The 24,758-nt window shown below is 41.9% G+C and carries 19 protein-coding genes and 1 rRNA gene; 19 read left to right on the top strand and 1 reads right to left on the bottom strand.

Annotation, left to right across the window (positions count from 1 at the left end; translation table 11 throughout):
- Positions 1-28: 28 nt before the first annotated feature.
- The 18 genes from fcl (at position 29) to AC2T0J_RS11675 (ending at position 21,946) form a co-directional block, all read left to right on the top strand.
- The gene (fcl, locus tag AC2T0J_RS11590) at positions 29-988 is read left to right on the top strand and encodes a GDP-L-fucose synthase (protein WP_489810266.1); all 960 of its coding nucleotides are present in this window, start codon (positions 29-31) and stop codon (positions 986-988) included.
- A 54-nt stretch (positions 989-1,042) separates the two neighbouring features.
- Positions 1,043-2,209, top strand: coding sequence for a nucleotide sugar dehydrogenase (locus tag AC2T0J_RS11595; RefSeq protein ID WP_489810267.1), 1,167 nt, complete (start codon positions 1,043-1,045; stop codon positions 2,207-2,209).
- A 138-nt stretch (positions 2,210-2,347) separates the two neighbouring features.
- Positions 2,348-2,470, top strand: a complete 123-nt coding sequence (locus AC2T0J_RS11600) for a hypothetical protein (protein ID WP_489810268.1) — start codon at positions 2,348-2,350, stop codon at positions 2,468-2,470.
- Between the two features lie 56 nt (positions 2,471-2,526).
- On the top strand, positions 2,527-3,027 hold the full coding sequence (locus tag AC2T0J_RS11605; RefSeq protein WP_489810269.1) for a hypothetical protein: 501 nt from the start codon (positions 2,527-2,529) through the stop codon (positions 3,025-3,027).
- Between the two features lie 35 nt (positions 3,028-3,062).
- Positions 3,063-3,359: a hypothetical protein gene (locus AC2T0J_RS11610; protein WP_489810270.1), complete on the top strand. Its 297-nt coding sequence runs from the start codon at positions 3,063-3,065 to the stop codon at positions 3,357-3,359.
- Positions 3,360-3,533: 174 nt separating this feature from the next.
- Positions 3,534-6,227, top strand: a complete 2,694-nt coding sequence (locus AC2T0J_RS11615) for a glycosyltransferase (RefSeq protein ID WP_489810271.1) — start codon at positions 3,534-3,536, stop codon at positions 6,225-6,227.
- Positions 6,228-6,501: 274 nt separating this feature from the next.
- On the top strand, positions 6,502-7,203 hold the full coding sequence (locus tag AC2T0J_RS11620; RefSeq protein ID WP_489810272.1) for a DUF6270 domain-containing protein: 702 nt from the start codon (positions 6,502-6,504) through the stop codon (positions 7,201-7,203).
- 163 nt (positions 7,204-7,366) lie between these two features.
- Positions 7,367-8,539 (top strand): glycosyltransferase, encoded by a 1,173-nt coding sequence (locus AC2T0J_RS11625; protein ID WP_489810273.1) that lies wholly within the window; start codon positions 7,367-7,369, stop codon positions 8,537-8,539.
- 90 nt (positions 8,540-8,629) lie between these two features.
- Positions 8,630-9,763, top strand: a complete 1,134-nt coding sequence (locus AC2T0J_RS11630) for an O-fucosyltransferase family protein (RefSeq protein WP_489810274.1) — start codon at positions 8,630-8,632, stop codon at positions 9,761-9,763.
- A gap of 331 nt (positions 9,764-10,094) precedes the next feature.
- The gene (locus AC2T0J_RS11635; RefSeq protein ID WP_489810275.1) at positions 10,095-10,409 is read left to right on the top strand and encodes a hypothetical protein; all 315 of its coding nucleotides are present in this window, start codon (positions 10,095-10,097) and stop codon (positions 10,407-10,409) included.
- A gap of 516 nt (positions 10,410-10,925) precedes the next feature.
- Complete coding sequence (locus AC2T0J_RS11640) at positions 10,926-13,718, top strand: glycosyltransferase (protein ID WP_489810276.1); 2,793 nt, start codon at positions 10,926-10,928, stop codon at positions 13,716-13,718.
- 44 nt (positions 13,719-13,762) lie between these two features.
- Positions 13,763-15,547: a hypothetical protein gene (locus AC2T0J_RS11645; protein ID WP_489810277.1), complete on the top strand. Its 1,785-nt coding sequence runs from the start codon at positions 13,763-13,765 to the stop codon at positions 15,545-15,547.
- A gap of 70 nt (positions 15,548-15,617) precedes the next feature.
- Positions 15,618-16,496, top strand: a complete 879-nt coding sequence (gene rfbA / locus AC2T0J_RS11650) for a glucose-1-phosphate thymidylyltransferase RfbA (RefSeq protein ID WP_489810278.1) — start codon at positions 15,618-15,620, stop codon at positions 16,494-16,496.
- Between the two features lie 111 nt (positions 16,497-16,607).
- The gene (locus AC2T0J_RS11655) at positions 16,608-17,405 is read left to right on the top strand and encodes a polysaccharide lyase (protein WP_489810279.1); all 798 of its coding nucleotides are present in this window, start codon (positions 16,608-16,610) and stop codon (positions 17,403-17,405) included.
- Positions 17,406-17,535: 130 nt separating this feature from the next.
- Positions 17,536-18,081, top strand: a complete 546-nt coding sequence (gene rfbC / locus AC2T0J_RS11660; protein ID WP_489810280.1) for a dTDP-4-dehydrorhamnose 3,5-epimerase — start codon at positions 17,536-17,538, stop codon at positions 18,079-18,081.
- Positions 18,082-18,090: 9 nt separating this feature from the next.
- Positions 18,091-18,945: a dTDP-4-dehydrorhamnose reductase gene (gene rfbD / locus AC2T0J_RS11665; protein WP_489810281.1), complete on the top strand. Its 855-nt coding sequence runs from the start codon at positions 18,091-18,093 to the stop codon at positions 18,943-18,945.
- Positions 18,946-18,967: 22 nt separating this feature from the next.
- A complete protein-coding gene (gene rfbB, locus AC2T0J_RS11670) occupies positions 18,968-20,056 on the top strand; it encodes a dTDP-glucose 4,6-dehydratase (protein ID WP_489810282.1) in 1,089 nt (362 codons plus the stop codon).
- 135 nt (positions 20,057-20,191) lie between these two features.
- On the top strand, positions 20,192-21,946 hold the full coding sequence (locus AC2T0J_RS11675; protein WP_489810283.1) for a glycosyltransferase family 2 protein: 1,755 nt from the start codon (positions 20,192-20,194) through the stop codon (positions 21,944-21,946).
- On the opposite strand, the gene AC2T0J_RS11680 is transcribed toward AC2T0J_RS11675, so the two are convergent.
- Entirely contained in the window at positions 21,943-22,716 is a 774-nt protein-coding gene (locus AC2T0J_RS11680; protein ID WP_489810284.1) for a hypothetical protein, read from the bottom strand. The genes AC2T0J_RS11675 and AC2T0J_RS11680 overlap by 4 nt on opposite strands.
- A 460-nt stretch (positions 22,717-23,176) precedes the next feature.
- On the opposite strand from AC2T0J_RS11680, the gene AC2T0J_RS11685 reads away from it, so the two are divergent.
- Positions 23,177-24,710 (top strand): 16S ribosomal RNA (locus AC2T0J_RS11685).
- The last annotated feature ends 48 nt before the right edge of the window (positions 24,711-24,758 follow it).

Consider the following 24,758-nt stretch of genomic DNA (forward strand, 5'->3'; position numbering starts at 1 on the left):
TATTAGCTAATAAGGTAAACCAAAAGCAATGAAAACCGTATTTGTAGCGGGCCACCGGGGCATGGTGGGCGCAGCCATTGTAAGAAATTTAGAGCAGCGTGGTGGCGTTTATATTATTACCAAAACACGTAGCGAACTGGATCTCACCAGTCAGGCGGCTGTTTCACAGTTTTTTGCTGACAACAACATTGATGAAGTGTATTTAGCCGCAGCCAAAGTGGGCGGTATTCACGCCAATAATACCTATCCGGCTGAATTCATTTACGAAAACCTGATGATTGAAGCAAACATCATTCATGCGGCCCATGCTAATGATGTGCAGAAGCTGTTGTTCCTGGGCTCAAGCTGTATATACCCTAAGCTGGCTGAGCAGCCTATGACCGAAAAAGCCCTGCTTACCGGAACCTTAGAAGAAACCAACGAGCCGTATGCTATTGCTAAAATCGCCGGTATTAAACTGTGCGAAAGTTATAATCGCCAATATGGTCGCGATTATCGCTCGGTAATGCCCACCAATCTGTATGGCCCCAATGATAACTTCCACCCGGAAAACTCCCATGTGATTCCTGCGCTGTTACGTCGTTTTCATGAAGCGGCACAGCGCGGTGATGCCGAAGTGGTTGCCTGGGGTAGTGGTAAGCCTATGCGCGAGTTTTTACATGTGGATGATATGGCTGCAGCCAGCGTACATGTAATGGAACTTGATAAAGCCACCTATGATGAAAACACCGAGCCAATGCTAAGCCATATTAACGTAGGTACCGGCGTAGACTGTACCATTAAAGAGCTGGTGGAAACCGTAGCCAAAGTCACCGGATTCAAAGGAAACATCGTGTGGGATAGCACCAAACCAGACGGTGCGCCACGCAAGTTGATGGATGTGTCACGCTTACACGCACTGGGTTGGCAACATACCTATAATCTGGAAGACGGCTTGCGTCATGCCTTCGATTGGTTCCTGGCAAATCAGGATAATTTTAGAGGTTAAGGTCCGGTGTCTACGGATTAGATTAAAACGGTTGTACTTTGTGAAGAGATTAAAATGAAAATTGCTGTCGTCGGAATGGGATATGTCGGGTTGTCAAATGCAGTATTACTTGCACAGCATAACCCTGTAAAAGTATTAGAAATTGTGCCTGAAAAAGTCAAAATGGTAAACGACAGGGTGTCGCCTATAGAAGATAAAGAAATTTCACATTTTCTTGCTACTAAAGCACTTGACCTGATTGCTACCAGCGATGCAAATGAAGCATTAAAAGATGCAGAGCTTGTCGTGATTGCTACACCAACAGATTACGACCCAGATACAAACTACTTTAATACCAGTACGGTAGAAAGTGTTATTAAACAGGTGCAGACATTAAATTCCAATGCGGTAATGATCATTAAGTCAACTGTACCCGTAGGTTACACCCAATCTGTTAAAGAGCAGTTTAATGCGCAAAACATAATTTTTACGCCTGAATTTCTGCGTGAAGGTAAAGCACTGTATGACAACTTGCACCCGTCGCGTATTGTCATTGGTGAGCGTTCGGAACGAGCGGAAAAGATTGCAGCGTTGTTTGTTGAGGGTGCCGAAAAGACCAATGTTGATGTGTTGTTCACAGACAGTACAGAAGCAGAAGCGATTAAGCTGTTTTCCAATACCTACCTGGCGATGCGTGTCGCTTATTTCAATGAACTTGACAGTTACGCTGAGAGCCATGGCCTGGATAGCGGTCAAATCATTGAAGGTGTAGGCCTCGATCCTCGAATTGGAAGCCATTACAATAATCCAAGCTTCGGTTATGGTGGTTACTGTTTACCTAAAGATACTAAACAATTGTTAGCCAACTACAAAAATGTGCCTAACAATATGATCCAGGCAATCGTTGAAGCTAACCGGACGCGGAAAGACTTCATTGCAGACTCAATCATTAAACGAAGCCCGAAAGTGGTTGGCGTTTATCGCTTGGTCATGAAGTCGGGTTCGGATAATTTCAGAGCGTCCGCCATCCAGGGCATCATGAAACGTATTAAAGCTAAAGGGATTGAAGTGGTCGTTTATGAGCCTGAACTGCATCAGGAAGACTTCTTTCATAGTAAAGTGATTAATGACCTTGACGAATTCAAGGCTATGTCTGATGTTATTGTTGCTAATCGCCAGGCCGAAGTGCTCAGCGATGTCGCTGAAAAGGTTTATACACGAGACCTGTTTGGTAACGATTGATCTCAGAGAGTTAAGTACTTGGTTTATAAAAAAGCGATTCGTTTAATATCCGTTCTAATTGATGTTTTTCGGAAGAAGAGCGGCATCTCTCATAAGGACAATATAGCTGTCTTAGGGGCCTCGCTAAGTGCGCAAACCGTGAATCACAAAACCGGTGAGTTAACCGGTTATGTAGAAGCGTTCAGGCGGCGATGCAAGGTAGAGTTAGCATTGCCGCCAGAATGCGTTAAACGTTTTCGTATGGCGGAAATCGCCTTTTAGATGCAGGGCGAATCAGATTAGAAGACGTTATCGAAGCTAAACCCTCAGTATGTATTGTGGAACCAATACTCGAAGACATCTCCCGCGGCAGCGAAGCCGGAGAGGCTGAATATCTGTATGTATTCAAGAAATTAATTTCGCACAACATACTCCCGGTTGTATTTTGCGTTCCATTACCTCTAAATGATGAGGTAACGAAATCGCAAAGGTATAAAGCGTGTAAAAAGCTGTGTGATCAGTATCAGATTCCAAGTCTGAGTGTTGATCTCACTCGGGCCGTTGAATCAGGTATTGTGTTCGAAGGTCTGCACACAAAATGTGAAAGCGCTGCTTTTGTTGCAAACGCGTTGTTTGAATTTGTTCGTGCGTTGCCGATCAAGCAGAGCTTGAAAAGGTTGCAGTCGTTAAAGTCGCTTCCGCTATCTACTTATACCTTTAAACGAATCGATACAGAGCAAATTAGCCGGTGGCGTTCATTACAATTCACCTACAAGGTTGATAAGCCGTTCAGACTGAAGGTTATACAGCGGCAAAATATCGGGTCTTTTCTCCTGTAATAAATGTATCAACGATTGATCCTAAAACTAATGTTGTGACAGCTACCAGAAAGGTGTCGGTGTGGGATCGCTATTGCTATTATCAAAGATCATCTTTCGTAATTTTGTGTGATATTGAACTGGCTGAATTACGTGGGGTCGTAAAGTTAGAAGTGGTCGATGACGATCCGGATTCTCGAAAATGTTCTAAATTTAATGGAACCTGGCCGTTAGCCGACGAGCGCAGATTGGATCCTATCAGCCCTTTGTTTATACTTGCTGACTGTCAATTTGAAGTTATTGAACTGTTCTTTGAGTTCAAAGATAAAATGAATGACGTTCCGGTGAAGTAAAGTTGTCAGCCAGCACTACGTTCAATCTATTATCACGTTTGTCAACTAACCAACTATGTTTTTATACTGGTTGCATAGAATAATCCTGACGTTTATGATTGCGAGCCCGCACAGGGGAGGGCTTTCGATTTAATAGCTGTAACGTTACTCATTAATACATGATGGAATTTAAAGATGTTCATACCCTTACGTAATCGTCCTTTTTCAAAAAAGAAATCAGCCAGACGTCAGGTTGAACTTATAAAAAAGTCAGGGCTTTTTGATTCTGAATGGTACCTCACACAATACCCTGACGTTAAGGCATCACAGCAAGATCCTATTGAACATTACTTACTGAATGGCGCACAGGAAGGTCGAAATCCCAGCCCGAACTTTGATACTAACTGGTATCTTAAAACCTACCCAGATGTCAGGACCGTTGGGATTAACCCTCTCTTACATTACATTGAGCATGGCAAGGCTGAAGGGCGGGTGACTGTCGCAGGCAAGGCAGCTTTTGTCGTGGAACCAGGCCTATCCAGAGTCGCTGAATTAAGCAAAAAGCTATGGGGCGGATTCAGCCGCCCTGCTCATGAGGAAATGCAAAATATTGCGGAAGATAATGCCATTCCAGCAAAGGATAGGGCAGCAGCACTTTATTCACTCGCGCGTTGGTATGGCACAAACAATAATTGGGCGGAAGTGAACACCTGCATCAAAAAGATCCGCCCACTTAATCTTCAATTTTATCGTTCTAAAAGAGTGAAGTTACTGCTGGTGGAAAGTTATCTTCAGCAAGGTATGCATGACAAAGCTTCAGATTTTATTCAACCAACATTGGATGCTAAGTTTGACAGTGATTTTGTGTGCGCACTGTCGAATCAACCCCTATCGGGGGATGAACGACTTCAGACCCTGAATCGAATTTATTCTCACTACGGATTGGCAGAGTTGAGTTTTGTAGATCCTGATAAGGGCATGATATTTGGTAACCTTGATGTAAAGGCTCCACTCTTGAAAATCAGTGGCGGTCCCAAAATCAGTATTCTAGTACCGGTTTATAAAGCAGAAACCTTCATCAAGGTAGCGATAAATTCATTGCTGGCACAAACCTGGGGCAACATTGAAATTATCGCGGTAGATGACTGTAGTCCTGATAATTCCTTTACTATTTTGCAACAAATTGCAGAGACGGACTCTCGCCTGAAAGTGTATAAAAATGACGTAAACTTAGGCGCATATGGAACCCGTAACAAAGCGTTAAGTCTGGCCCGGGGAGACTTCATCACCGTTCATGACAGCGATGACTGGTCGCATCCACAAATGCTGGAAGTTCAACTCGGTGCGATGATGAGTGAGCCTCGACTAAAAGTAACTTGTTCAATGATGGCGCGGGTGCATGATGACATGCGGTTTGTTTTGCGGCCACAACGCAATAATCTTGATTATGTTCACCGTAGTTATCCCTCCGTGCTTATTCGAAGAATCGATCTTAAACATCTTGGCGAGTGGGACGGTGTTTCCGCAAATGCAGATGACGAGTTTGTCCAAAGAGCGCGTATTTTATGGGGCAAGGACTCGGTTAAGGACATATTAACTGGTGTTCCTTTATCTTTCTTTTTAGTTCATGAAAACTCATTAACTCAGAACAAGAAAACGAGCCTGAACAGTTTGACTTTTGGTATTAGACAGGAATATTCAAGACAGGCTAAATATTGGAAAGATCACAAAGTTGATAATTTGGCAGAGAATGTGATAACCAACAGAACCAGCTTAAAATCACCGTTTCCGATTCCTGCCGGTCTGGCACCAAACAATTGGCCGATAAACAGAAATTATGACCTGGTTATTATTTCAGACCTAAGTTTACTAGGGGGCACGAGAAGATGTAACGAAGGTTATATTTTGGCTGCGCTGAATGCAGGTCTTCGGATAGGTTTATTCCATTGGCCCCGTTATGATTTGAAGATTGCTGAAATTGCCAATGAATACACAGAATTAAGTTACAATGAAAATGTCGATTTCCTTGTGCATGAAGACGAAATTACCGCGAATCTGGTTATTATTCATCACCCTCCAATATTAAAGTATGAAATTGATGCAATACCTAAAATTGATTGCAAAAAGGTGTGTATTTTAGTTAATCAGTCGCCTATGCAGTTATGGACAGAAGCGCCGCATTATTACAACGAAGACGATGTGAATAGTTTATGCGTTCGATTGTTCAATCAAACTCCGATATGGATACCAATCTCTTCTGTTGTTGAGAAAACATTGAAGCTTGCTGGTGGAGGAAGTTCTCTACATAACGAAGTATGGTATCCGCCTTATAATAATGACTTACCCAATACATTACCTGGCTTACCTCTGGGGTTCGGTCAGGACAGAAAGATTATTCTGGGCCGTCACAGTCGTGATCATTGGACCAAATGGCCTAAAACAGCCAAAGACCTGAAATATGCCTACTGCGCAGGTAGTAATGTGATTGATGTCAGAATTCTTGGCGGCGCGAAAACTCCTAAAAGGTTATTGGGAGACATGCCAAAAAACTGGGAGGTTTTAAAATTTGATTCTGTCGGAGTTTCAGACTTCGTAAGTGAACTGGATTTTTTCCTGCACTTTACCAATGAGGATTATATTGAAGAATTTGGCCGTAATATTATGGAGGCAATGGCAGCAGGAAAGGTCGTTATTTTACCAGAAAGCTACGAAATTGTTTTTGGAGATGCTGCGATTTACGCAAAACCAAAGGATGTTGAATCCGTCATTCTTACCTACTGGAAAGATGCTGATAAATATTCCGCCCAAGCTGCAAAAGGCTTTGAATTTGTACTACAGAACTGCAGTAGTTCTGTAGTAGAACAAAAAATTAAAAGTTTACTTAACTAAGGAAAGTGCTGGTTAATGTTATTCGGAAGTAATTTTATTGAAATGTTGTGCGAGTCAGAAAATCTGGAAGAGATTTCTCACCTTGCTCAGCGGAACAAAGTTCTCTCTCTAAATGGTCCAGGGAAAATGATGCCAATGGAGTATTGTTAGATTGTGACAGAGAGTTTGCAAATCATACGGATTTTGAATTTTTACCTTGGTTAACTATTGATATATAGCTAAAGTAACGAGATATTGAAATGAAGCAAAAGTTAAAATTTATAGTGTTTTTGAAATGAAAAATGTTCGAATTCTTGGTAGCTGTGTAACGCGAGATGCTCTTGAAATAACTACGGATTTTAAGTTAATTGATTATACAGCGAGAACCAGTTTAGCGTCACTGGCAACCAAAAGCAGAATAGACTCTACAATACTAAACAATATTAAATCTACTTTTCAAAAACGAATGGTAGAAAGAGATATGACTAAGCGTTTTTGGCTTAGTTTAGAAAAAAGTCAAAATGATATTATTATTATTGACCTAATTGATGACAGATTTAATCTCAAGCTTTTTGATGATAATTCGTCACATACTGTTTCATCTGAGTATAAAACGGCATCGAGCACTCAAGGTCAAAATGGTCGTATAATCAAAAGCGCCTCTAACGAATTTAAAACACTATGGGAAGCAGGTTTAAAACGTCTAAAAGGGCATTGTGATGAACTTAAGTTAGATAATATATTTATCAATTGTGTTTTTTATCAACCAACAGGCAATATTTCCATAGATTCCTCAGCGAAGATTTCAGAAAAAAACGAATATTTGCGAGCAGCTTATGTCAAGCTAGAAAATACCTTTGGAAGTCAGGCAATGATTGAGTACCCGGAAGGCATAATAAAAGCAGATATTGAGCATAAGTGGGGTGTAGCGCCCTTCCACTTTACTTCGGAAACATACAAGTTTTTTCTTTCCGAGTTGATAAAGAAAACGGCATAATATATGTAAGAGTTAACTATAGAATGTTGTGCCGTTGGTTAGAAGCGTCAGGCAATAAATAGTGTTTGAAGACTTAGAAGTACGGTATTTTTTGAATTACTGTAAATTTATATATTTCAGCATAGCATATAGATGCGTCTGGAATTATTAGGGGTTTATTATTGTGAACAACTCATCAATGGAAAAAATTGGTTTCCCCATTTCCGGCAGGAAGGGGGAGCGCGGAAATTGGGAAGATGCTAGACCCGGTGGTGCCGATTTATCAGCTTTAGATTTGGCCGTTAAAATGTCACAAATGGGTTTTCAAATCGTCGTGATAATAGATAACGACGGGCCAACTGTTGATTATATCTTACGCCTTGGTTTAGATTATGTCGTTATTGAATTGCCTACTATAGATAAGAGAGCTCCTTTTGACGACTCTGTGATTAAAAGCATCAACAAACATTCTTCTGATGTTGAGAGACATCTAATCAGAGAATCGATTGGAACCATCCATACAAATGATGCGGGTATGCATAGAATTTGGGGGGCTTTGAAACAAAAAATCGAATTTATTCATGTATGGCATGAACGAGGATTGTTTCAGCACCCGGCTAAAGCTGAAGAGTTTTTACTGGCGGCTGATATGGTATTGACGATTACAATGTTTGTAAGAGATCGTGCGCCAGAAAATATTAGAGAAAAAGTAATAGTAGTAGATGATCCAATTACTATTGAAGGGGTTTATGATCGCAAACAAGATAGTTATTGGTTAAAGAATGAATTTGACATTCCATTGGATGCCAAAGTCTTTACTATGATTGCGAATGGCAATAAAAGAAAGCGCTGGGATATGTTTTTTGAGGCTGCTGCAAAGTCAATCAAATCTAATAAACGGCACTATTTTATTTCTGTCGGGTTAACTGTACGCAGTGAAATCAATGAGTTAAAGCACAAGTATATCTCATCTGATGTTGCAAGCAATGTTATCATTGCAGGGTATCGATACGATGCTTTGCGAATCGTTTCAGGTTCGGATGCGTTAGTTTCTACTGCGAAAAATGAGCCATTAGGACGTACTATAGTGGAAGCCGGTATGTTAGGCACCCCGATGATACTTTCCTCTGAGGGAGGACATAAAGAACTACTTCAACAGCTTTCACCGTTTTGCCTTGTAGAACAGGCTAATGCCAACAAGTTTAAAAATGAGTTTGAAAAGATTGACGAATTATCTGAGCTTTATGTGGGAGTTAGAGATGATGTGGCAAATAGTATGTCCTGGCGTTTTGCGCCAGAAAGGCATGTAAAGAGCGTTGCTAACCTCTATATGTCTGTTCTTGGTATTACTGTATAAGTTCGAGTGTTTAATTTTTCTATCAGATATTAAATAGCTGTTTTGTTGCAACGCCTAACTTTATGTTCTGCACAAGTGCCTTTAAAAACTATGAAGCCTGAAGATTTAACGTTAATTAAAGATATAGCTGTTTCTCTTGAAAGCATCGATCTAAGATTGTCTTATAAACTTATATCATTAGTGGATAAGTATTGCGAAAACGATTCTTTTATCAATAAAAGAATAAATTTTTACCAAGAACAGTTGTTCGGCATGGTTTTGACTGCTCGCACAGATGGTACAACTGAGCGTATCAATGCGATTGTTAATGGGCTACTACTATCGCGAAAATTCAACCTAGACTTCTATTTCAGTTGGGTGGGAAAGTCTAGCAATACTTATCATTGTACTACTGAGGAATTACCCGATATATTTTCAGATGAATTTGTCAAGCAACACTTCAAGCCTCTCGATGTGTTTCAACGATATACATACTCAAAGTTGGATAAACGACAAAGTTCTGAACTAGCGAATGGCTCTCAACCTCGAGGTAGTAGCGAAAATCGTGAAAAAGTTATCGAGAATGCCAAGCTTAAAAAAGGAAACATCGTACCTGCAACCTATAATTACGGTAATAAATACGCTGGTGTTATTGGTAAGGTTTTTAGTCAAAAATACCTTGATATTAAAAAAAATAAAGCCATCTCCGATAAAAACTATATTGCAATACATTATAGAGGTGGGGATGTAATATACGGCGTAAGTCGGTTTGATGAGTCAGCTTTATTTGGAAAGTCAGCATGTTTGAGTATGATAGAAAAAATCATATGTGAGAATAAAAATAGCAATATTCTTTTATTTGGTACTCCGGTAAACGAATCGTTAGATGATTTGAAATTTTTAAAATCAAAGTATAAAAATATTACTCTAGCAAGTGAAGTGCACACTGACGGTCTGAATCCAGTTATCGAAGAGTGTTTTGTTATGGGACTGTGCAAGCAGGTATACAGCACTAAAGGAACCGGTGTTGTCAGGCTTGCTACAAAAATATCGCCAGCGATTAAAGTGGTGTATTACGATGACGTTTTTTCCGAGCAAGAACTATTTAAGTGCCTTATAAACGGTATTGATAACCCCGAGTATAACGCTCTTCAAAGAGCAAACCATGCTAGGAAAGCGCTATCAATGGCAATGGGGTTCGAGGACGAACTTAAATCCCATATTGCTAAACTCGATCCTCAATAATTAGTTTATATATTTTTGTAGTATCCAGTTTGATAGAAGTAGAACTAAGGTTTGTTATGGAGAAACTCGGCGCGAAGTCTGCGAAGGGTGTAAGCTTCCCGAAAACTAGAGCTTCAGTAACCCTCGAATTCCGAAAAGGCGACGTTCGCATCTTCTTGGAAGACGATGCGCTGATTGATGATAGTGTTGGAGTAATGAACTTTTTTATCAGATAAACAGCCTGACGATTGGGAAATAATCCTGTACAGTCCACTATAAAGAATTAAGTCGAATGGACCTTTGAAAGGTTACAAAGGTAACAAGTGTACAATGTCGATAGGTTCTATTTGGGATGAATAAAATCCATTTTGTGACATACGCAAATGAAAAATTCGCTTTAGCGAAGTCGAGATTATTAAAACAAGCGCAATATTTTGGTGTCTTTGATTCTATTTCGGGATATGGTCCAGAAGATCTACCTGAAGAGTTTAAACTGAATTATTTCGATATTTTGAGTGAGCAAAGAGGCGGTGGATATTGGATATGGAGGCCCTGTGTTTTCCAGGATATTCTTAACAAAATTAATGATGGTGAAATTGTCCTTTTTCTAGATGCCGGTTGCAACTTAAATTACAGTGGGAAATCAACATTTTTGAGAAATTTTTGATTACTTTGATATACCTGTCAACTCTCCAATTTGAAACTCTCCTCAATACTCTGGAGGTATCATAATTCTCAAGAAAAACCCTCATTCTTTACAATTTGTTAGTAAGTTCAATGAGGTGCTTAGGAATTCACCTTATTTACCGATAAGTTTAATAGTTTAAAACATCAGGTAGCGAGTTTTAGAGAGAATAAGCATGATCAAAGTATCAGTACGATGTTGAAGTATCTTGATGGAACATTGGGAGTTAGTATTGATGAACTCTCGGACCCATAAATAGCCCATTTTTAATTACCCGTTCTAAGAAATAAGGCAGAGTTGTCAAACAACATTACTCAATCTAAGCTAAAGAGCTTTCATATTCTTGTTATGTTCAAAATTAAGGGAGTACTCTTGGCTGTATACAGCCGATGATAAGTTATTTTTTGAAGATATCTGCTTTATTCAAAACAAACAACATTAAATTGGTAGACTTTCTAAAAGTTATGTTTAGAGATGAAAACAATCAGGAGACTCACTATGTTTAGAAAGAAAAAGGTGGTTTCCCACTCATATGTAGATGTTGATTGGTATCTAAAAACGTACCCGGATATCGCTGCAGCAGGCGTTGATCCAAAATTACATTTTGAAAAGTTTGGTAGGTTTGAGGGGCGAATTCCTTGTTCACTTGATGCGCTATCTCTAGAACGAGATTTATGGGCAAATGCGTTTAATCCCGATGAAAAAATTCGTACTCTAAAAGAGCAGTCAAGGTATGCTAGTGTGAATGGTCTGTATGCTTGCAAAGTATTGGCTGTCTTTTACTTGTTCAGACTGAACTTAAATGAATCTGAAACTTTCGCACAAAAACTCATCGAAAATTTTGAAAAAGCTAAGTTAGTTATTAATGACAATACTATTTTTTTGGTGGCTTTCGAAACTGCGTTTTTAAGCAGAAATTTTATTAAAGCCGGTGCTTTAGTGAAAGATCGCAGGTGGTCTGATTGCAATTCGAAATTGCTAGCCCGCCAGATGCTAGAAAATGCCAATGGCTCTTTGAAATACCTTAATAAAATTTACCGAAAATATAGGCTCCAACCCATTAAATGCTCAAGTGATAACATTTGCCTTGATTATCTTCAGAGTAGCAGTAAAGGCCTTTCAATTCCGCGTTGGTTAAATAAAACGGCGGTTCCCTTAGTCTCTGTTGTTGTTCCAGTTTATAATGCAGAGTCAACCTTGCAAGTAGCAATTGATTCTTTATTGGCCCAAAGCTGGCGTGCTTTGGAGATTATTGTTGTTGACGATTGCTCTACTGATAATTCTGTAATTGTTGCACAGAAATACCTTTCGCATCCAAATGTAAAATTTGTTCGAAACGAAAAAAATTTAGGAGCGTACCCAACAAGGAATATTGGTGCTAAGTTAGCAAGTGGTGATTTTGTAACTATAATGGATGCTGACGACTGGGCTCATCCGCAGAAAATTGAAAAGCAGATAAAGCCATTCATCAAAGATCCAAACTGCATCGCAACATTATCTCATTGGGGAAGATGTGATGAAAAGTTGAATTTTTCACGGTTAAAGATAGAGGATTCTCTTATATACCGGAATGTATCTTCCTTGATGGTAAACAGGAAAATATTCAACACCATTGGGTTGTGGGACGAGTTGCGAGCAAGTGCTGATACTGAGTATTACTGGAGAGTTATTTTTACTTTTGGTCATAACAGAGTTGTGGAAGTTTTGCCTGACGTTCCCTTATCGCTTGGGCGGGTGCATAGTAAATCTCTAACTCAGGTTTCTACTACTCATTTGGTTACTCAGTTTGGTGGAGTACGTCAAGAGCATTTAGCTTTTGCGACTGCGTGGCATATTAATGGTAAAAAGCCTTTGTTCTTTGATCCCAGAAATAGTCCTTTTCCTGTGCCCTTGGAGCTTTGTCCTAAGCCAGAGACGCGAAATTCAAGTTTGAGTGAGCTACAACGTTGGCGAAGAGCGTTTGATAACAAGTGGTATATTCGGACGTATTCCAGCGTTAATGTGATGGGGCGATCGGTTTACGACCATTTTTGGCTTGAAGGAGAACCGATGGACCTTTCTCCTTCACCGTTATTTGTCCCTAGTGCATATCATCTGAAGTTCAGGTTGAAACCTGGAAAATCGGCTACTTGGCATGCTTTATCTAATAATTGGCCATTTGAGGAGGCCGTCACTATTAACGGTACAGCTCGCAACCGCAGTAAATGTATTGCGCTGTTTTCACATAGTGTATCAAATCACGTCTTCGGCGCTGAATTGAGTCTCATTGATATGGCTGAAGCTTGCTTTGAATGCGGGTATCGAGTGTTCCTATTTTTACCAAATGCAAGCAATCCTGAATATATTGAATCACTTAAAAATTATGTTGAGGAAATTACTTTCATTCCTTTGCAATGGTTTCATACAGAGAGGCCAACGGATTCCTTCCTGACAGATTACATCACCGAGTTTTACCAAAAGCATCAAATTGAGTTGGTGTATATTAATACCATTATGCTTTATGAACCCTACCTTGCAGCGAATCAATTACAGATAAAAACAGTGACGCATGTTCGCGAGTTACCAGAACACGATGAACATATTAGAGGTTTGTTGGGGGAGTCGGCTAGGCAGACCATTCAAAGATTACATGAGTTATCGGATTACTTTATTGCTAACTCTAACCTGACTGCCAGTTGGTTGTGTTGTGACGCTGCAACAAAGGTTATTTATAATCAAGTAAAAAAGCCGAATGTTTCAGTATTTAATGAGATGTCAATGACTCTTCAGGTTTGTATGCTGAGCAGCAACATACGAAAGAAAGGTATTGAGGATTGTTTTAAAATTGCTTCTATTCTTAAAGGGAAGCCAATCAAGTTGAATCTTTATGGGCCTGAAACTCATGAATTAAAGTTACTTCTTGAAAAAGCTAAAGATGATAATTTAAGCATTGAGTTTAAGGGGTATACGGCAAACCCCTACCATGCGATTCAACAAAACGATGTGGTTATTTGCTTGTCTTGGTTCCAAGAGTCATTTGGCAGAACAGCTGCGGAGGCGATGATTAACGGGCGAATTGTGGTTGGATATAATTGGGGGGCATTGAGCGAAATAGTTGATGATTCGTGTGGAATTTTAGTACCGTTTAGGGATACAGAGTGTGTTGCTGAGGCATTAAATTCATTAGTTAAAGACACAGTTAGAAGAAAGCAACTCTCGAACAATGCTAAAGTCAGAGCCGAGACATTATTCAGTTCTCGCACCTATCAGGCTACTCTACGTGAAACATTTGAATCAATCCTACAAGCCTAAATTGTTTCTAATAGAATTCCAGTAAAAGTTAAAACGGGACATTCATGGAACTGAAAATTCATATAGGGCCACCTAAGACAGGCACATCTGCGATACAGAAGTGGTGCTTGGAACATCGGGATCAGTTACTAGAATACGGTATTTATTACCCGAAACATGAACTTGATGTTAATGGTGTAAGTTCTGGTAATTTGTTGAGCATTTATGATCGCATAAATGATTCTCTAGTCTTTTCTAGCGAAAAATACAATCAGATTGTTGCACAGGCTGAGTCGTTTGGAGCTGGTACTATTTTGCTTTCATCTGAGTTCTTCTTTAAGCGTGTTCCGGAGCTAGCTGTCAATATACCAATCGCAGTATTTTTGAGTTATATACGATTTGAGCTAAATATCGTAGAGTCCAGTTATAATCAAACTGTAAAACGTCACAATAATGGTGGCTTGATTGCAATACCCGAGCGTGCTCGTTCTCAAAGCTTAGGGTTATTAAAGAGATACATTGCAGAATTCGGAGCTGAGAGATTCATACTAAGGGCCTACGAGCAGGACGCGTTTTATGGCGGGAGCATTACGAGTGATTTGCTTAAGGCGTTAAATTTAAAGGAGGAAATGAAAGCTGATTTATTGTCTCCGAAACGGGTGAATAACGGTTATTCTTTAGAATGTTTAGAATACAAACGATGGTTCAATAAATTCGATCTGAGACTTCTACAAGTTCCTTTAGACAGCTTTTTGCAATCGACCTCTTCAAACAATACCCCTTTCTCGCTGCTTTCTGCGGAAGATTTCAACAGACTAAAAGAGTTATTTTATATTGAACTCCGCCGATTCTGTAATGAAAATACTGTCGAGAACGTGAATATACTGCTAGAAGCAGCTCAGAATAAAAGTCAAGAAAAAATTGTTTTACAGCATATTTCTTTAGAGAAATTTTGCCAATTAACTCAAAGTTTCATTGATGCAGAGCCTGAAAATGCAGAGTTGTTAATTCAGTTTATCTCAGAAACTAAGACAGTTGATTTTGGCGTCCAAGACTGGTTGAGGTTCGAAGCTATCAGGAATTTAGTTCAACAACGCGCTTTCAAAAGATATTCGCTTGAACATCTATTTTCAAAAGTCAAAAGGGGACTGGGAAAGACTAGAGAGGGATTTTTTGATGATAAAAAAAGAATTTCGAATGTCGCTTCGTGTAACTATATTGAAGTACTATCTCACAATATACCTTACGTATTTGGCTCTCGACTATTCAACGATTTCGAGAAGCTATTTGGCAAAGGTGCAGTTCTTACAGTCGACAAGAAAGAGCAAGTTAAGCAATTGAATGCCGGTGAGCAAATTGTCATCCCTCGTAACACAAGAGTGATTCACGGTCATTTTCGCCCACATAGAAAACATATTCAGAGTTTTCCAAAAGCTTTACATGCCTTATGGGTTAGGGACCCGCTTGAGAGAATCTGGATACATTTCGAGTATGCTCTTAATGTAAAATCACCTAACTGGCTTTATCGCTGCTTGTTGACATTAGCTGAAGAAAAGCAAATTGTTAGTAAAGAATGTTTGTTTGAGTCTATGTTGCAAAGCGAGACGTTTAATGATGTCAAGTATATTTATTCTAATTATACTAAGTCTCTAGGTATTCAATCATTTGATTTTGTGGGTTCTGTTCATAAATATAGTGAATCTATAAAGCGACTGTCTGAATTGGTGGAAGTCACTGGTTTTAACAATGTGATTAATGTTGAGGATTTTCAAAGTCAAGTGCCCCCGCGAATAAGGAAATTAGAGTCATTATTGAGCAGTGAGTATGAATTACTTGATCAATATTTGTAGAGTGCACAAAGAAAATTAAATATGTTGTAATAAATTTACAGTGTAAGTAACTAGGTCCACGGAGTATGTGATGAGAAAAGGAATAATTTTAGCGGGCGGTTCGGGAACGAGACTCCACCCGTTGACTAAAGTTGTTAGCAAGCAATTAATGCCTGTATACGATAAACCAATGATCTACTTCCCATTGTCTACATTAATGATGTCAGGGATCAGGGATATTCTTATCATCACAACACCAGAAGAACAATCTAGATTTATTGATCTGCTGGGGGATGGTAGCGCCTGGGGCCTGAATCTCCAATATGCAGTTCAGCCTTCTCCGGATGGTCTTGCCCAGGCATTTCTTATCGGTGAAGACTTTATAGGTAATAATAGTTGTTCCCTCGTGCTGGGTGACAATATCTATTACGGTCATGATTTACGCCAATCACTAAAAAATGCGAATGCACAAACTGAAGGTGCAACTGTATTCGGCTATCATGTTAACGATCCAGAACGCTATGGCGTAGTTGAATTTGATGATCATTGGAATGCTTTGTCTATCGAGGAAAAGCCTAAAGTAGCCAAATCCAACTATGCGGTTACTGGCCTTTACTATTACGACAATCGTGTGGTGGATTTTGCTAAAGAGGTAAAGCCATCCCCGCGTGGAGAGCTGGAAATCACCGACCTCAATAATATGTATCTGAAAGATGGTTCACTTAAGGTTGAATTGATGGGGCGCGGCTCCGCGTGGCTGGACACCGGGACACTGGATAGCCTGTTAGATGCCGCGAACTTTGTGGCAGCAATTGAAAAACGTCAGGGACTTAAAATTTGCTGCCCGGAAGAGGTGGCTTTCCGCATGGGGTATGTTGACGCTGAACAGCTTGAAAAGCTGGCTGCGCCGTTAGTGAAAAGCGGCTATGGCACCTACCTTTTGAAAGTGATTAAAGACCGGGTTAAATAACTCCAGTTTCAAGAAGTTTTTATAAGGAGCAAACATCGAGCTCTTCTAGAATCAGATTCTTTTACAAATTTTATTCTAGCAGGATAGAAATCGGAATAGTGGATATAAATTGTGTTTTCCAAACTTTTTAAGATATTCGTTTTAACGTCGTTCCTGATAGCACTTATTTTCTTGAAGGAAATTTTTCCTGGGAAACAAGAAGAGATAAACACATTATACCGACAAGATTTTGAAGATATGTCGCTTAATCAGAATTGGTTTAGTCCTGTATTGATGATTCTGAAAGACAAAGAGCCAAAAAGCGATGAGTTAATCTTACGTCAAAAATATGAACCGTCTCCTACGGGAACGCCCTTTATCGGGAAACGTTTTAAATTGAGAGAAAGTGTTCAGGAAGCCACACTTTCTTTTGATATGAAGATTGACCCTAACTTTCAGTTTGTCAAAGGTGGGAAACTTCACGGTTTAGGAGGAGGTACAGCTACCACTGGATGTAAAAGTATCAATCCAAATGGTTGGTCGGTTCGCCTGATGTGGCGGCAAAGAGGCAAGCCTGTATTGTATATTTACGACCAGGAAAGGAAAAATCGCTGTGGGGATGATGTTGAGGCGTCATCTGATTTTACTTTTAAAAAAGGGGTTTGGTACACAGTAGCAATCAGTGTAAAACTGAATTCCGCTGTTGGTAGTTTGGATGGCGCTGCAGGTTTATTTATTGACGGGAAGAAATTAATAGAAATTCGTAATTTGAATTTAACCGGAAATATGGATTCAAAGATCGACTACTTTATGTACAACTCTTTTTATGGCGGTAATGATCAATCTTGGAGCCCAACAAAAGAAACTTATATTTTCTTCGACAACTTTCAGGTTAAACCCGGAAGCCTATTTAGTTCAGATAATGAATAATGAAGTCTGTGCTATTATTGCTTATCGGCCTAAGACTAGCTTTATGTGTCAGTCAATTTCGAACTACTTTGTCAGTTTGATACGAAAGGGATGTCCTGGAAATTTATATCTACCAAAGGATTATTAAGTAATGCAAGTAGTGAAAACCGACATCCCGGATGTCAAAATTATCGAACCACGTGTATTTGGTGATGAGCGTGGTTTTTTTATGGAAACCTTCCGTACTGACTGGTTCAAAGCGGAATGCGCCGACGTCGAATTTGTCCAGGACAATCATTCCAAGTCCAAGCAAGGTATTTTGCGTGGCTTGCATTATCAGTTAGAGCAAACCCAGGGTAAACTGGTTCGCGTAGTGTCTGGTGAAGTGTTCGATGTAGCCGTGGATATGCGTAAAGACTCTGAAACTTTTGGTAAATGGGTTGGCGTGTACCTTTCAGCCGAAAACAAACGTCAGCTTTGGGTACCTGCTGGCTTTGCTCACGGCTTTTACGTAACCAGTGAGTCAGCGGAGTTTGTGTATAAATGTACAGACTATTACCATCCCGAGTCTGAAGTGTCGGTGAAATATGATGATCCAACCATTGGTATTCAGTGGCCGTTAGTAAATGACGAAGCCCCCTCTTTGTCTGGCAAGGATGAAGCCGGTTCAGCATTCGTCGATGCGCCAACGTTTTAGGGTATTGTCATGACAAAACTAGTGGTTATCGGTAAAAGCGGTCAACTGGCCTGGGAGATTGCACGACTGGTACCGGATGCGGTGTGCATGGGACGGGATGATATTGATATTACCTCAAGCGAGGACATCGCAGCGAAACTGGACCCAATTAGCCCTGATGCAGTGATCAACGCATCAGCCTACACCGCGGTGGATAAAGCCGAATCTGACGAAGCCAACGCCTATTTGCTCAATCAAACTGCCGTGGCAAACCTGGCGCAATACTGTAAGAGCAATAATACATTCTTCGTGCATGTGTCTACCGATTATGTCTTCAATGGCGAAAAAGGTTCGCCCTACACTGTAGATGATGCGATTGAACCACAGGGCATGTATGGCAAAACCAAAGCGGCTGGCGAGGCGGAAGTCACCGCTACATTGCCTGGTGCCAGTGCCATTCTGCGTACTTCCTGGGTATATTCCAGCTACGGCAATAATTTTGTCAAAACCATGCTGCGCCTGATGGCTGAAAAGCCGCAGTTAGGCGTCATTGACGATCAAATTGGTAGCCCCACCTGGGCCAAAGGCCTGGCGCGCGCTTGTGTAGAGGCGGCTTCCCAAAAGACAGCGGGTATTTACCATTGGTCTGATGAAGGTGTATGCAGCTGGTATGACTTTGCCATAGCTATTCAGCAGTTGGGGCTTGAAAAAGGGCTGCTAAAACAGGCTGTGCCAGTGAGTCCAATTCCGAGTTCAGCCTACCCAACGCCCGCTAAGCGCCCTCATTACAGCGTACTGGATAAAACCTTAACGCGAGAAACCTTTACCTCACCACTTAACCACTGGCGCGAACAGTTAAGCGCCATGATGGATGAGTTAGTGTAAGCGCAGCAGAGAATTAAAGAAGATGACAACAGCAAAAACCATTATTGTAACGGGCGGCGCAGGGTTTATTGGCTCCGCCGTAGTGCGCCATTTGATCAACGACACTCTCCATACCGTGGTAAACCTCGATAAGCTGACTTACGCGGGTAACCTGGAATCCTTGAAAGAGGTGGACTCAAGCGAGCGTTACCACTTTGAACAAGTGGATATCTGTGACGGTGCGGAAGTAAAGCGAGTACTGGATACCTTTCAACCGGATATCATTATGCACCTGGCCGCGGAGAGCCACGTGGATCGCTCTATTGATGGCCCCGGCGAATTTATTCAAACCAACGTAGTAGGTACTTACGTACTTCTTGAGCAAGCGCGGGCTTTCTATGCTCAACTAAGTGAGGATAAAAAAGCCGCATTCCGTTTTCACCATATTTCTACCGATGAAGTCTATGGCGATCTGCCACATCCTGACGAACTGGCGGCGGGTATGGAATTACCTCTGTTCACAGAAGAAACGGCTTATGAACCCAGCTCACCGTATTCAGCCTCTAAAGCGGCTTCGGATCATCTGGTACGTGCCTGGTTACGCACCTTTAAATTGCCAACCGTAGTCACTAACTGCTCTAACAACTATGGCCCTTATCATTTTCCGGAAAAGCTCATTCCGCTGATGATTTTAAACGCGCTAGCTGGCAAGCCTTTACCCGTTTATGGCAAAGGTAATCAAATTCGCGATTGGTTATATGTTGAAGATCATGCCAGGGCGCTGGTGGTAGTGGCTACTCAAGGGGAAATTGGCGAAACCTACAATATCGGTGGGCATAATGAAAAACAAAATATCGAAGTGGTTCACACCATTTGTGACATTCTTGATGAAGTAAAACCGAAGGCTGATGGCAGCTATCGTGACTTGATTACCAGCGTAGCGGATCGTCCCGGCCATGATATGCGATATGCTATTGATGCCAGTAAAATTCAGAAAGAATTAGGCTGGACGCCGCAAGAGACATTCGAAAGCGGCATTAAAAAAACTGTGGAATGGTATTTAGACAATACTGCCTGGTGGCAGGCTGTCGTAGATGGCAGTTATCAGGGGGAACGCCTTGGCACCGCTTAGTTAGAATGCTAGCTAGGGTTTAAAGAACAGGGGGCAGTTTGCCCCTTTTTGTTTTTTGAGCGATACTGCGCGGAAGTTACTGTTTGTGACGAGCAACTGCACAATTACTAATCAAGGATAGTGAATTCTTCGCGCATGTCTTTTAAAAAATATACCATGATGGCGATCAAGACGAGTGTAGGCTTGGTGCCCAAGCCGGTTCGAAATTTCGCTAAAAAAAATCCGGCGTTAACGTCTTTTTATAGCCGGTCATTGCAAAAATCAGGCTTATTCTATGGGATTCCAAGTAAAAAGAAGCTGAAAGCACTGTACGCTGCGGCACTAAAACGTCAGGCTCGTTTAATACGTAAGGTACTTGAGCAACCAGTTATACATCGAGAGTGTGACGTTCTCATTCTAGGCTCGAAAGACACTGCGATCGTCTATACCTGTCAGTCACTTATAAAACAAGCGGAAGGGGTTGGTACGATTTATTTGGAGTCAGTAAACGGTATTGATAACAGTAATATTAGTGCAGCGTTGCACGTAAAACCTATAGCGTCACTAATTGACTCTGTTACACCAAATAAACCGTTATTACTGCTTAATGCCGGGGACGAGCTCCACTCTGAGGCAATGGGAGTGCTAATCAGACAGGAATTCAATGGTGTGTTATTTGTTGATACTGATGAAAAATCTGCTGCTGGCCGGTTCGAAAATGCTCGCTGTTTACCAGACTGGAATCCTGATTATCAATTGAGTTGTGGTTACATTCAGAGCGGTTTAATGGTTGCTACAAAGAATGTGGAAGACTTTCTCCGCGCTTCGTCAACGACCATCGCCGGTAAACTGACCGAATGTTGGTTGAATAATCCTGCATTAAACGTTAAGCATTTAGCACTAGCGTTAGTGCATTTTAAAGACAGTAAAATGCGTCAGACTCTGCAGTTGCAAGAAATTGCCACGTCTCTCGGCTCTTTTGGCACCAAGGCTACGAGCCTACTTAAGGAGCAAGTCAATACCGTTCAATGGCCAGTCACCCAGCAACCACTGGTTTCTTTAATAATCCCCACCAAAAACGCCAAAGAACTGGTTAAAGACTGTATTGAGTCGATACTGAATAAAAGCACCTACCAGAACTATGAAATCCTGCTGGTGGATAATAATTCAGATGAGCCCGAATCCCTGGCTTATTTCGAAGAGCTCAATCAGCACGATAAGATCAGGGTATTAAAATATCCCCAGCCTTTTAACTACTCCGCGATAAACAACTTTGCAGTAAAGCATGCTAAGGGCGATGTGATCGGGTTGATTAATAACGACATCGAAGTGATTACCCCGGACTGGCTGGAATATATGGTAGGCCATGCACTAAGGGATGATATTGGTTGTGTGGGCGCAAAGTTAATGTACGGTGATGATCGTATTCAGCATGCCGGAGTGGTGTTGGGTTATGGCGGTGGCGCCGGCCATGCCCATAAATACTTTCCTCGCTATCACCCTGGCTATATGAACCGGCTTATCGCTTCGCATAATTACAGTGCAGTAACCGCAGCCTGTTTATTAATAAAAAAATCGTTATTCGAAGCGGTGGGGGGCCTTAACGAAACCGACCTGACGGTTGCATTTAATGATGTAGATTTTTGCCTGCGGGTGAGGACGCAAGGGGTAAGAAACCTTTACTGTGCCGAAGCAGAGTTGTATCACCATGAATCGGTTTCGCGTGGGCTGGATGTCAGTAAGGAAAAAATGGCCCGCTTCAATGCCGAGCTCGATTACTTAAAATCCCATTGGTCAGAAGTGATTGCTCACGACCCGGCCTACAACCCTAATCTTACGTTACGTCGGGAGAACTTCTCGATTAAAGACCAGAAAGAGTGGAATGAATTACTGGCAAAGCAGCATAATTAATTGTCCTGCTGCACGGCGGCACTATATTCTTCTTCACTGGCACCACCATTAATAGCGAAACGTTTGAGGGACGCTTCATCTACCCCAGCCTGATGTGCCGCTTCAATAATCTTACGTACCTGTTCCCGTTGCTCGCCGGATTCACGAACCGCCGTCGTCACTACCGCTTCTGCTTCACCCGGGAACACTGCCAGTAAGGCATCGACCACATATTCACCAACCAGCGGTACGGCACGAATAGCGCTGGAAAGAATATCAACCAATTCATTAGGGTGCTCAGTGGTGAGCGTTTGTACTATGGTGTCGGCGGAGTCCGGCTCAGTAAGAACAGCTACTCGTACAATGTCTTTTAGCTGGTCAGGGTTAGAGTGGGCTGCGGCACCCACTACGAAATCCACGTAACTGGGATCTGCCTGTATAGCCAGTTCTACTATATTAGGGCAACTGCTGACTTCTTTATCTATAGCAATCTTTACTATCTTGGAAGTAGCGTTAGGATGCGAAGAAATCGCCGCGTGAATGATCTCCTGGTAATTATCCGGATATAAATCCAACGCCGTTGCCACAATGGTTTCAACCTCATTTGGATAATTACTGGTAATTGAGCCAACTGCCCGGCCCACCGACATAGACTGATTAACCTGGCGCTTAATAAAAACCTGTAGCACCTTATTTTCATTTTCTTGTATGGCACTGTCTGTAATGGCGAAAGCGCAGTGGCCGGTGAGTAACATCAGCGAACCAAGGACATAACAACAACTACGATTCATGTTCAAACCCTACTTTTAGTAGTAAAGAAACCCGTTAGCTAAATTTTGAACAGCACTTTACGATTTAGTTCAATAATAGCTGACAAAATTGTCACATTGGTTACAAAGTATCCGTTCGATCGCAAAATTACAAGAAATGTTAGGTATGGGTATTGACCTTTAATTATAAATCTCTAAAATGCGCCCCACTTCGAAAGGGAACGCCTCAACAGGCCAACCCACATAACGCGAAAGCCTTATGTGAAGCGGTATACAGCGACAATGCTTCGAAAATAAATTTTCAAAAAAGTGTTGACGCAGAAAACCAAAAGCGTATTATACGCATCCCGCTTCGGCAGGTTCTGAAAGAACGCTGAAGCAGCAAGCGGAGCTTGCATTGTTCTTTAACAATTTATAACAAGATAATCTGTGTGGGCACTCATTAAGAGTGTCAACAACGACAATTCAAAATTTCGATATTTAATTGAAGAGTTTGATCATGGCTCAGATTGAACGCTGGCGGCAGGCCTAACACATGCAAGTCGAACGGTAACATTTCTAGCTTGCTAGAAGATGACGAGTGGCGGACGGGTGAGTAATGCTTGGGAACTTGCCTTCAGGAGGGGGATAACAGTTGGAAACGACTGCTAATACCGCATAATGTCTCCGGACCAAAGCGGGCTTTTAGCTCGCACCTGAAGAGAGGCCCAAGTGAGATTAGCTAGTTGGTAAGGTAAAGGCTTACCAAGGCAACGATCTCTAGCTGTTCTGAGAGGAAGATCAGCCACACTGGGACTGAGACACGGCCCAGACTCCTACGGGAGGCAGCAGTGGGGAATATTGCACAATGGGGGAAACCCTGATGCAGCCATGCCGCGTGTGTGAAGAAGGCCTTCGGGTTGTAAAGCACTTTCAGTTGTGAGGAAAGGTTGGTAGTTAATACCTGCCAGCTGTGACGTTAACAACAGAAGAAGCACCGGCTAACTCCGTGCCAGCAGCCGCGGTAATACGGAGGGTGCGAGCGTTAATCGGAATTACTGGGCGTAAAGCGCACGCAGGCGGTTTGTTAAGCTAGATGTGAAAGCCCCGGGCTCAACCTGGGATGGTCATTTAGAACTGGCAGACTAGAGTCTTGGAGAGGGGAGTGGAATTCCAGGTGTAGCGGTGAAATGCGTAGATATCTGGAGGAACATCAGTGGCGAAGGCGGCTCCCTGGCCAAAGACTGACGCTCATGTGCGAAAGTGTGGGTAGCGAACAGGATTAGATACCCTGGTAGTCCACACCGTAAACGCTGTCTACTAGCTGTTTGTGGATTTAATCCGTGAGTAGCGAAGCTAACGCGCTAAGTAGACCGCCTGGGGAGTACGGCCGCAAGGTTAAAACTCAAATGAATTGACGGGGGCCCGCACAAGCGGTGGAGCATGTGGTTTAATTCGATGCAACGCGAAGAACCTTACCTACACTTGACATGCAGAGAACTTTCCAGAGATGGATTGGTGCCTTCGGGAACTCTGACACAGGTGCTGCATGGCTGTCGTCAGCTCGTGTCGTGAGATGTTGGGTTAAGTCCCGCAACGAGCGCAACCCTTGTCCTTAGTTGCCAGCATTTAGTTGGGCACTTTAAGGAGACTGCCGGTGACAAACCGGAGGAAGGTGGGGACGACGTCAAGTCATCATGGCCCTTACGTGTAGGGCTACACACGTGCTACAATGGCAAGTACAGAGGGAAGCGAGACAGTGATGTGGAGCGGACCCCTTAAAGCTTGTCGTAGTCCGGATTGGAGTCTGCAACTCGACTCCATGAAGTCGGAATCGCTAGTAATCGCAGGTCAGCATACTGCGGTGAATACGTTCCCGGGCCTTGTACACACCGCCCGTCACACCATGGGAGTGGGATGCAAAAGAAGTAGTTAGTCTAACCTTCGGGAGGACGATTACCACTTTGTGTTTCATGACTGGGGTGAAGTCGTAACAAGGTAACCCTAGGGGAACCTGGGGTTGGATCACCTCCTTACGTAAAGTCGTTGGACGACTTGATGTAGTGCCTACACAGATTGTTTTG

This window comes from Alteromonas sp. ISO5 (genome assembly GCF_058105165.1).

What these genes read in the sequence shown, in the direction of transcription:
- fcl (WP_489810266.1), top strand. Translation starts at nt 29, where the DNA reads ATGAAAACCGTATTTGTAGCGGGCCACCGGGGCATGGTGGGCGCAGCC.
- AC2T0J_RS11595 (WP_489810267.1), top strand. Translation starts at nt 1,043, where the DNA reads ATGAAAATTGCTGTCGTCGGAATGGGATATGTCGGGTTGTCAAATGCA.
- AC2T0J_RS11615 (WP_489810271.1), top strand. Translation starts at nt 3,534, where the DNA reads ATGTTCATACCCTTACGTAATCGTCCTTTTTCAAAAAAGAAATCAGCC.
- AC2T0J_RS11620 (WP_489810272.1), top strand. Translation starts at nt 6,502, where the DNA reads ATGAAAAATGTTCGAATTCTTGGTAGCTGTGTAACGCGAGATGCTCTT.
- AC2T0J_RS11630 (WP_489810274.1), top strand. Translation starts at nt 8,630, where the DNA reads ATGAAGCCTGAAGATTTAACGTTAATTAAAGATATAGCTGTTTCTCTT.
- AC2T0J_RS11635 (WP_489810275.1), top strand. Translation starts at nt 10,095, where the DNA reads ATGAATAAAATCCATTTTGTGACATACGCAAATGAAAAATTCGCTTTA.
- AC2T0J_RS11640 (WP_489810276.1), top strand. Translation starts at nt 10,926, where the DNA reads ATGTTTAGAAAGAAAAAGGTGGTTTCCCACTCATATGTAGATGTTGAT.
- AC2T0J_RS11645 (WP_489810277.1), top strand. Translation starts at nt 13,763, where the DNA reads ATGGAACTGAAAATTCATATAGGGCCACCTAAGACAGGCACATCTGCG.
- rfbA (WP_489810278.1), top strand. Translation starts at nt 15,618, where the DNA reads ATGAGAAAAGGAATAATTTTAGCGGGCGGTTCGGGAACGAGACTCCAC.
- rfbC (WP_489810280.1), top strand. Translation starts at nt 17,536, where the DNA reads ATGCAAGTAGTGAAAACCGACATCCCGGATGTCAAAATTATCGAACCA.
- rfbD (WP_489810281.1), top strand. Translation starts at nt 18,091, where the DNA reads ATGACAAAACTAGTGGTTATCGGTAAAAGCGGTCAACTGGCCTGGGAG.
- rfbB (WP_489810282.1), top strand. Translation starts at nt 18,968, where the DNA reads ATGACAACAGCAAAAACCATTATTGTAACGGGCGGCGCAGGGTTTATT.
- AC2T0J_RS11675 (WP_489810283.1), top strand. Translation starts at nt 20,192, where the DNA reads ATGTCTTTTAAAAAATATACCATGATGGCGATCAAGACGAGTGTAGGC.
- AC2T0J_RS11680 (WP_489810284.1), bottom strand. Translation starts at nt 22,716, where the DNA reads ATGAATCGTAGTTGTTGTTATGTCCTTGGTTCGCTGATGTTACTCACC.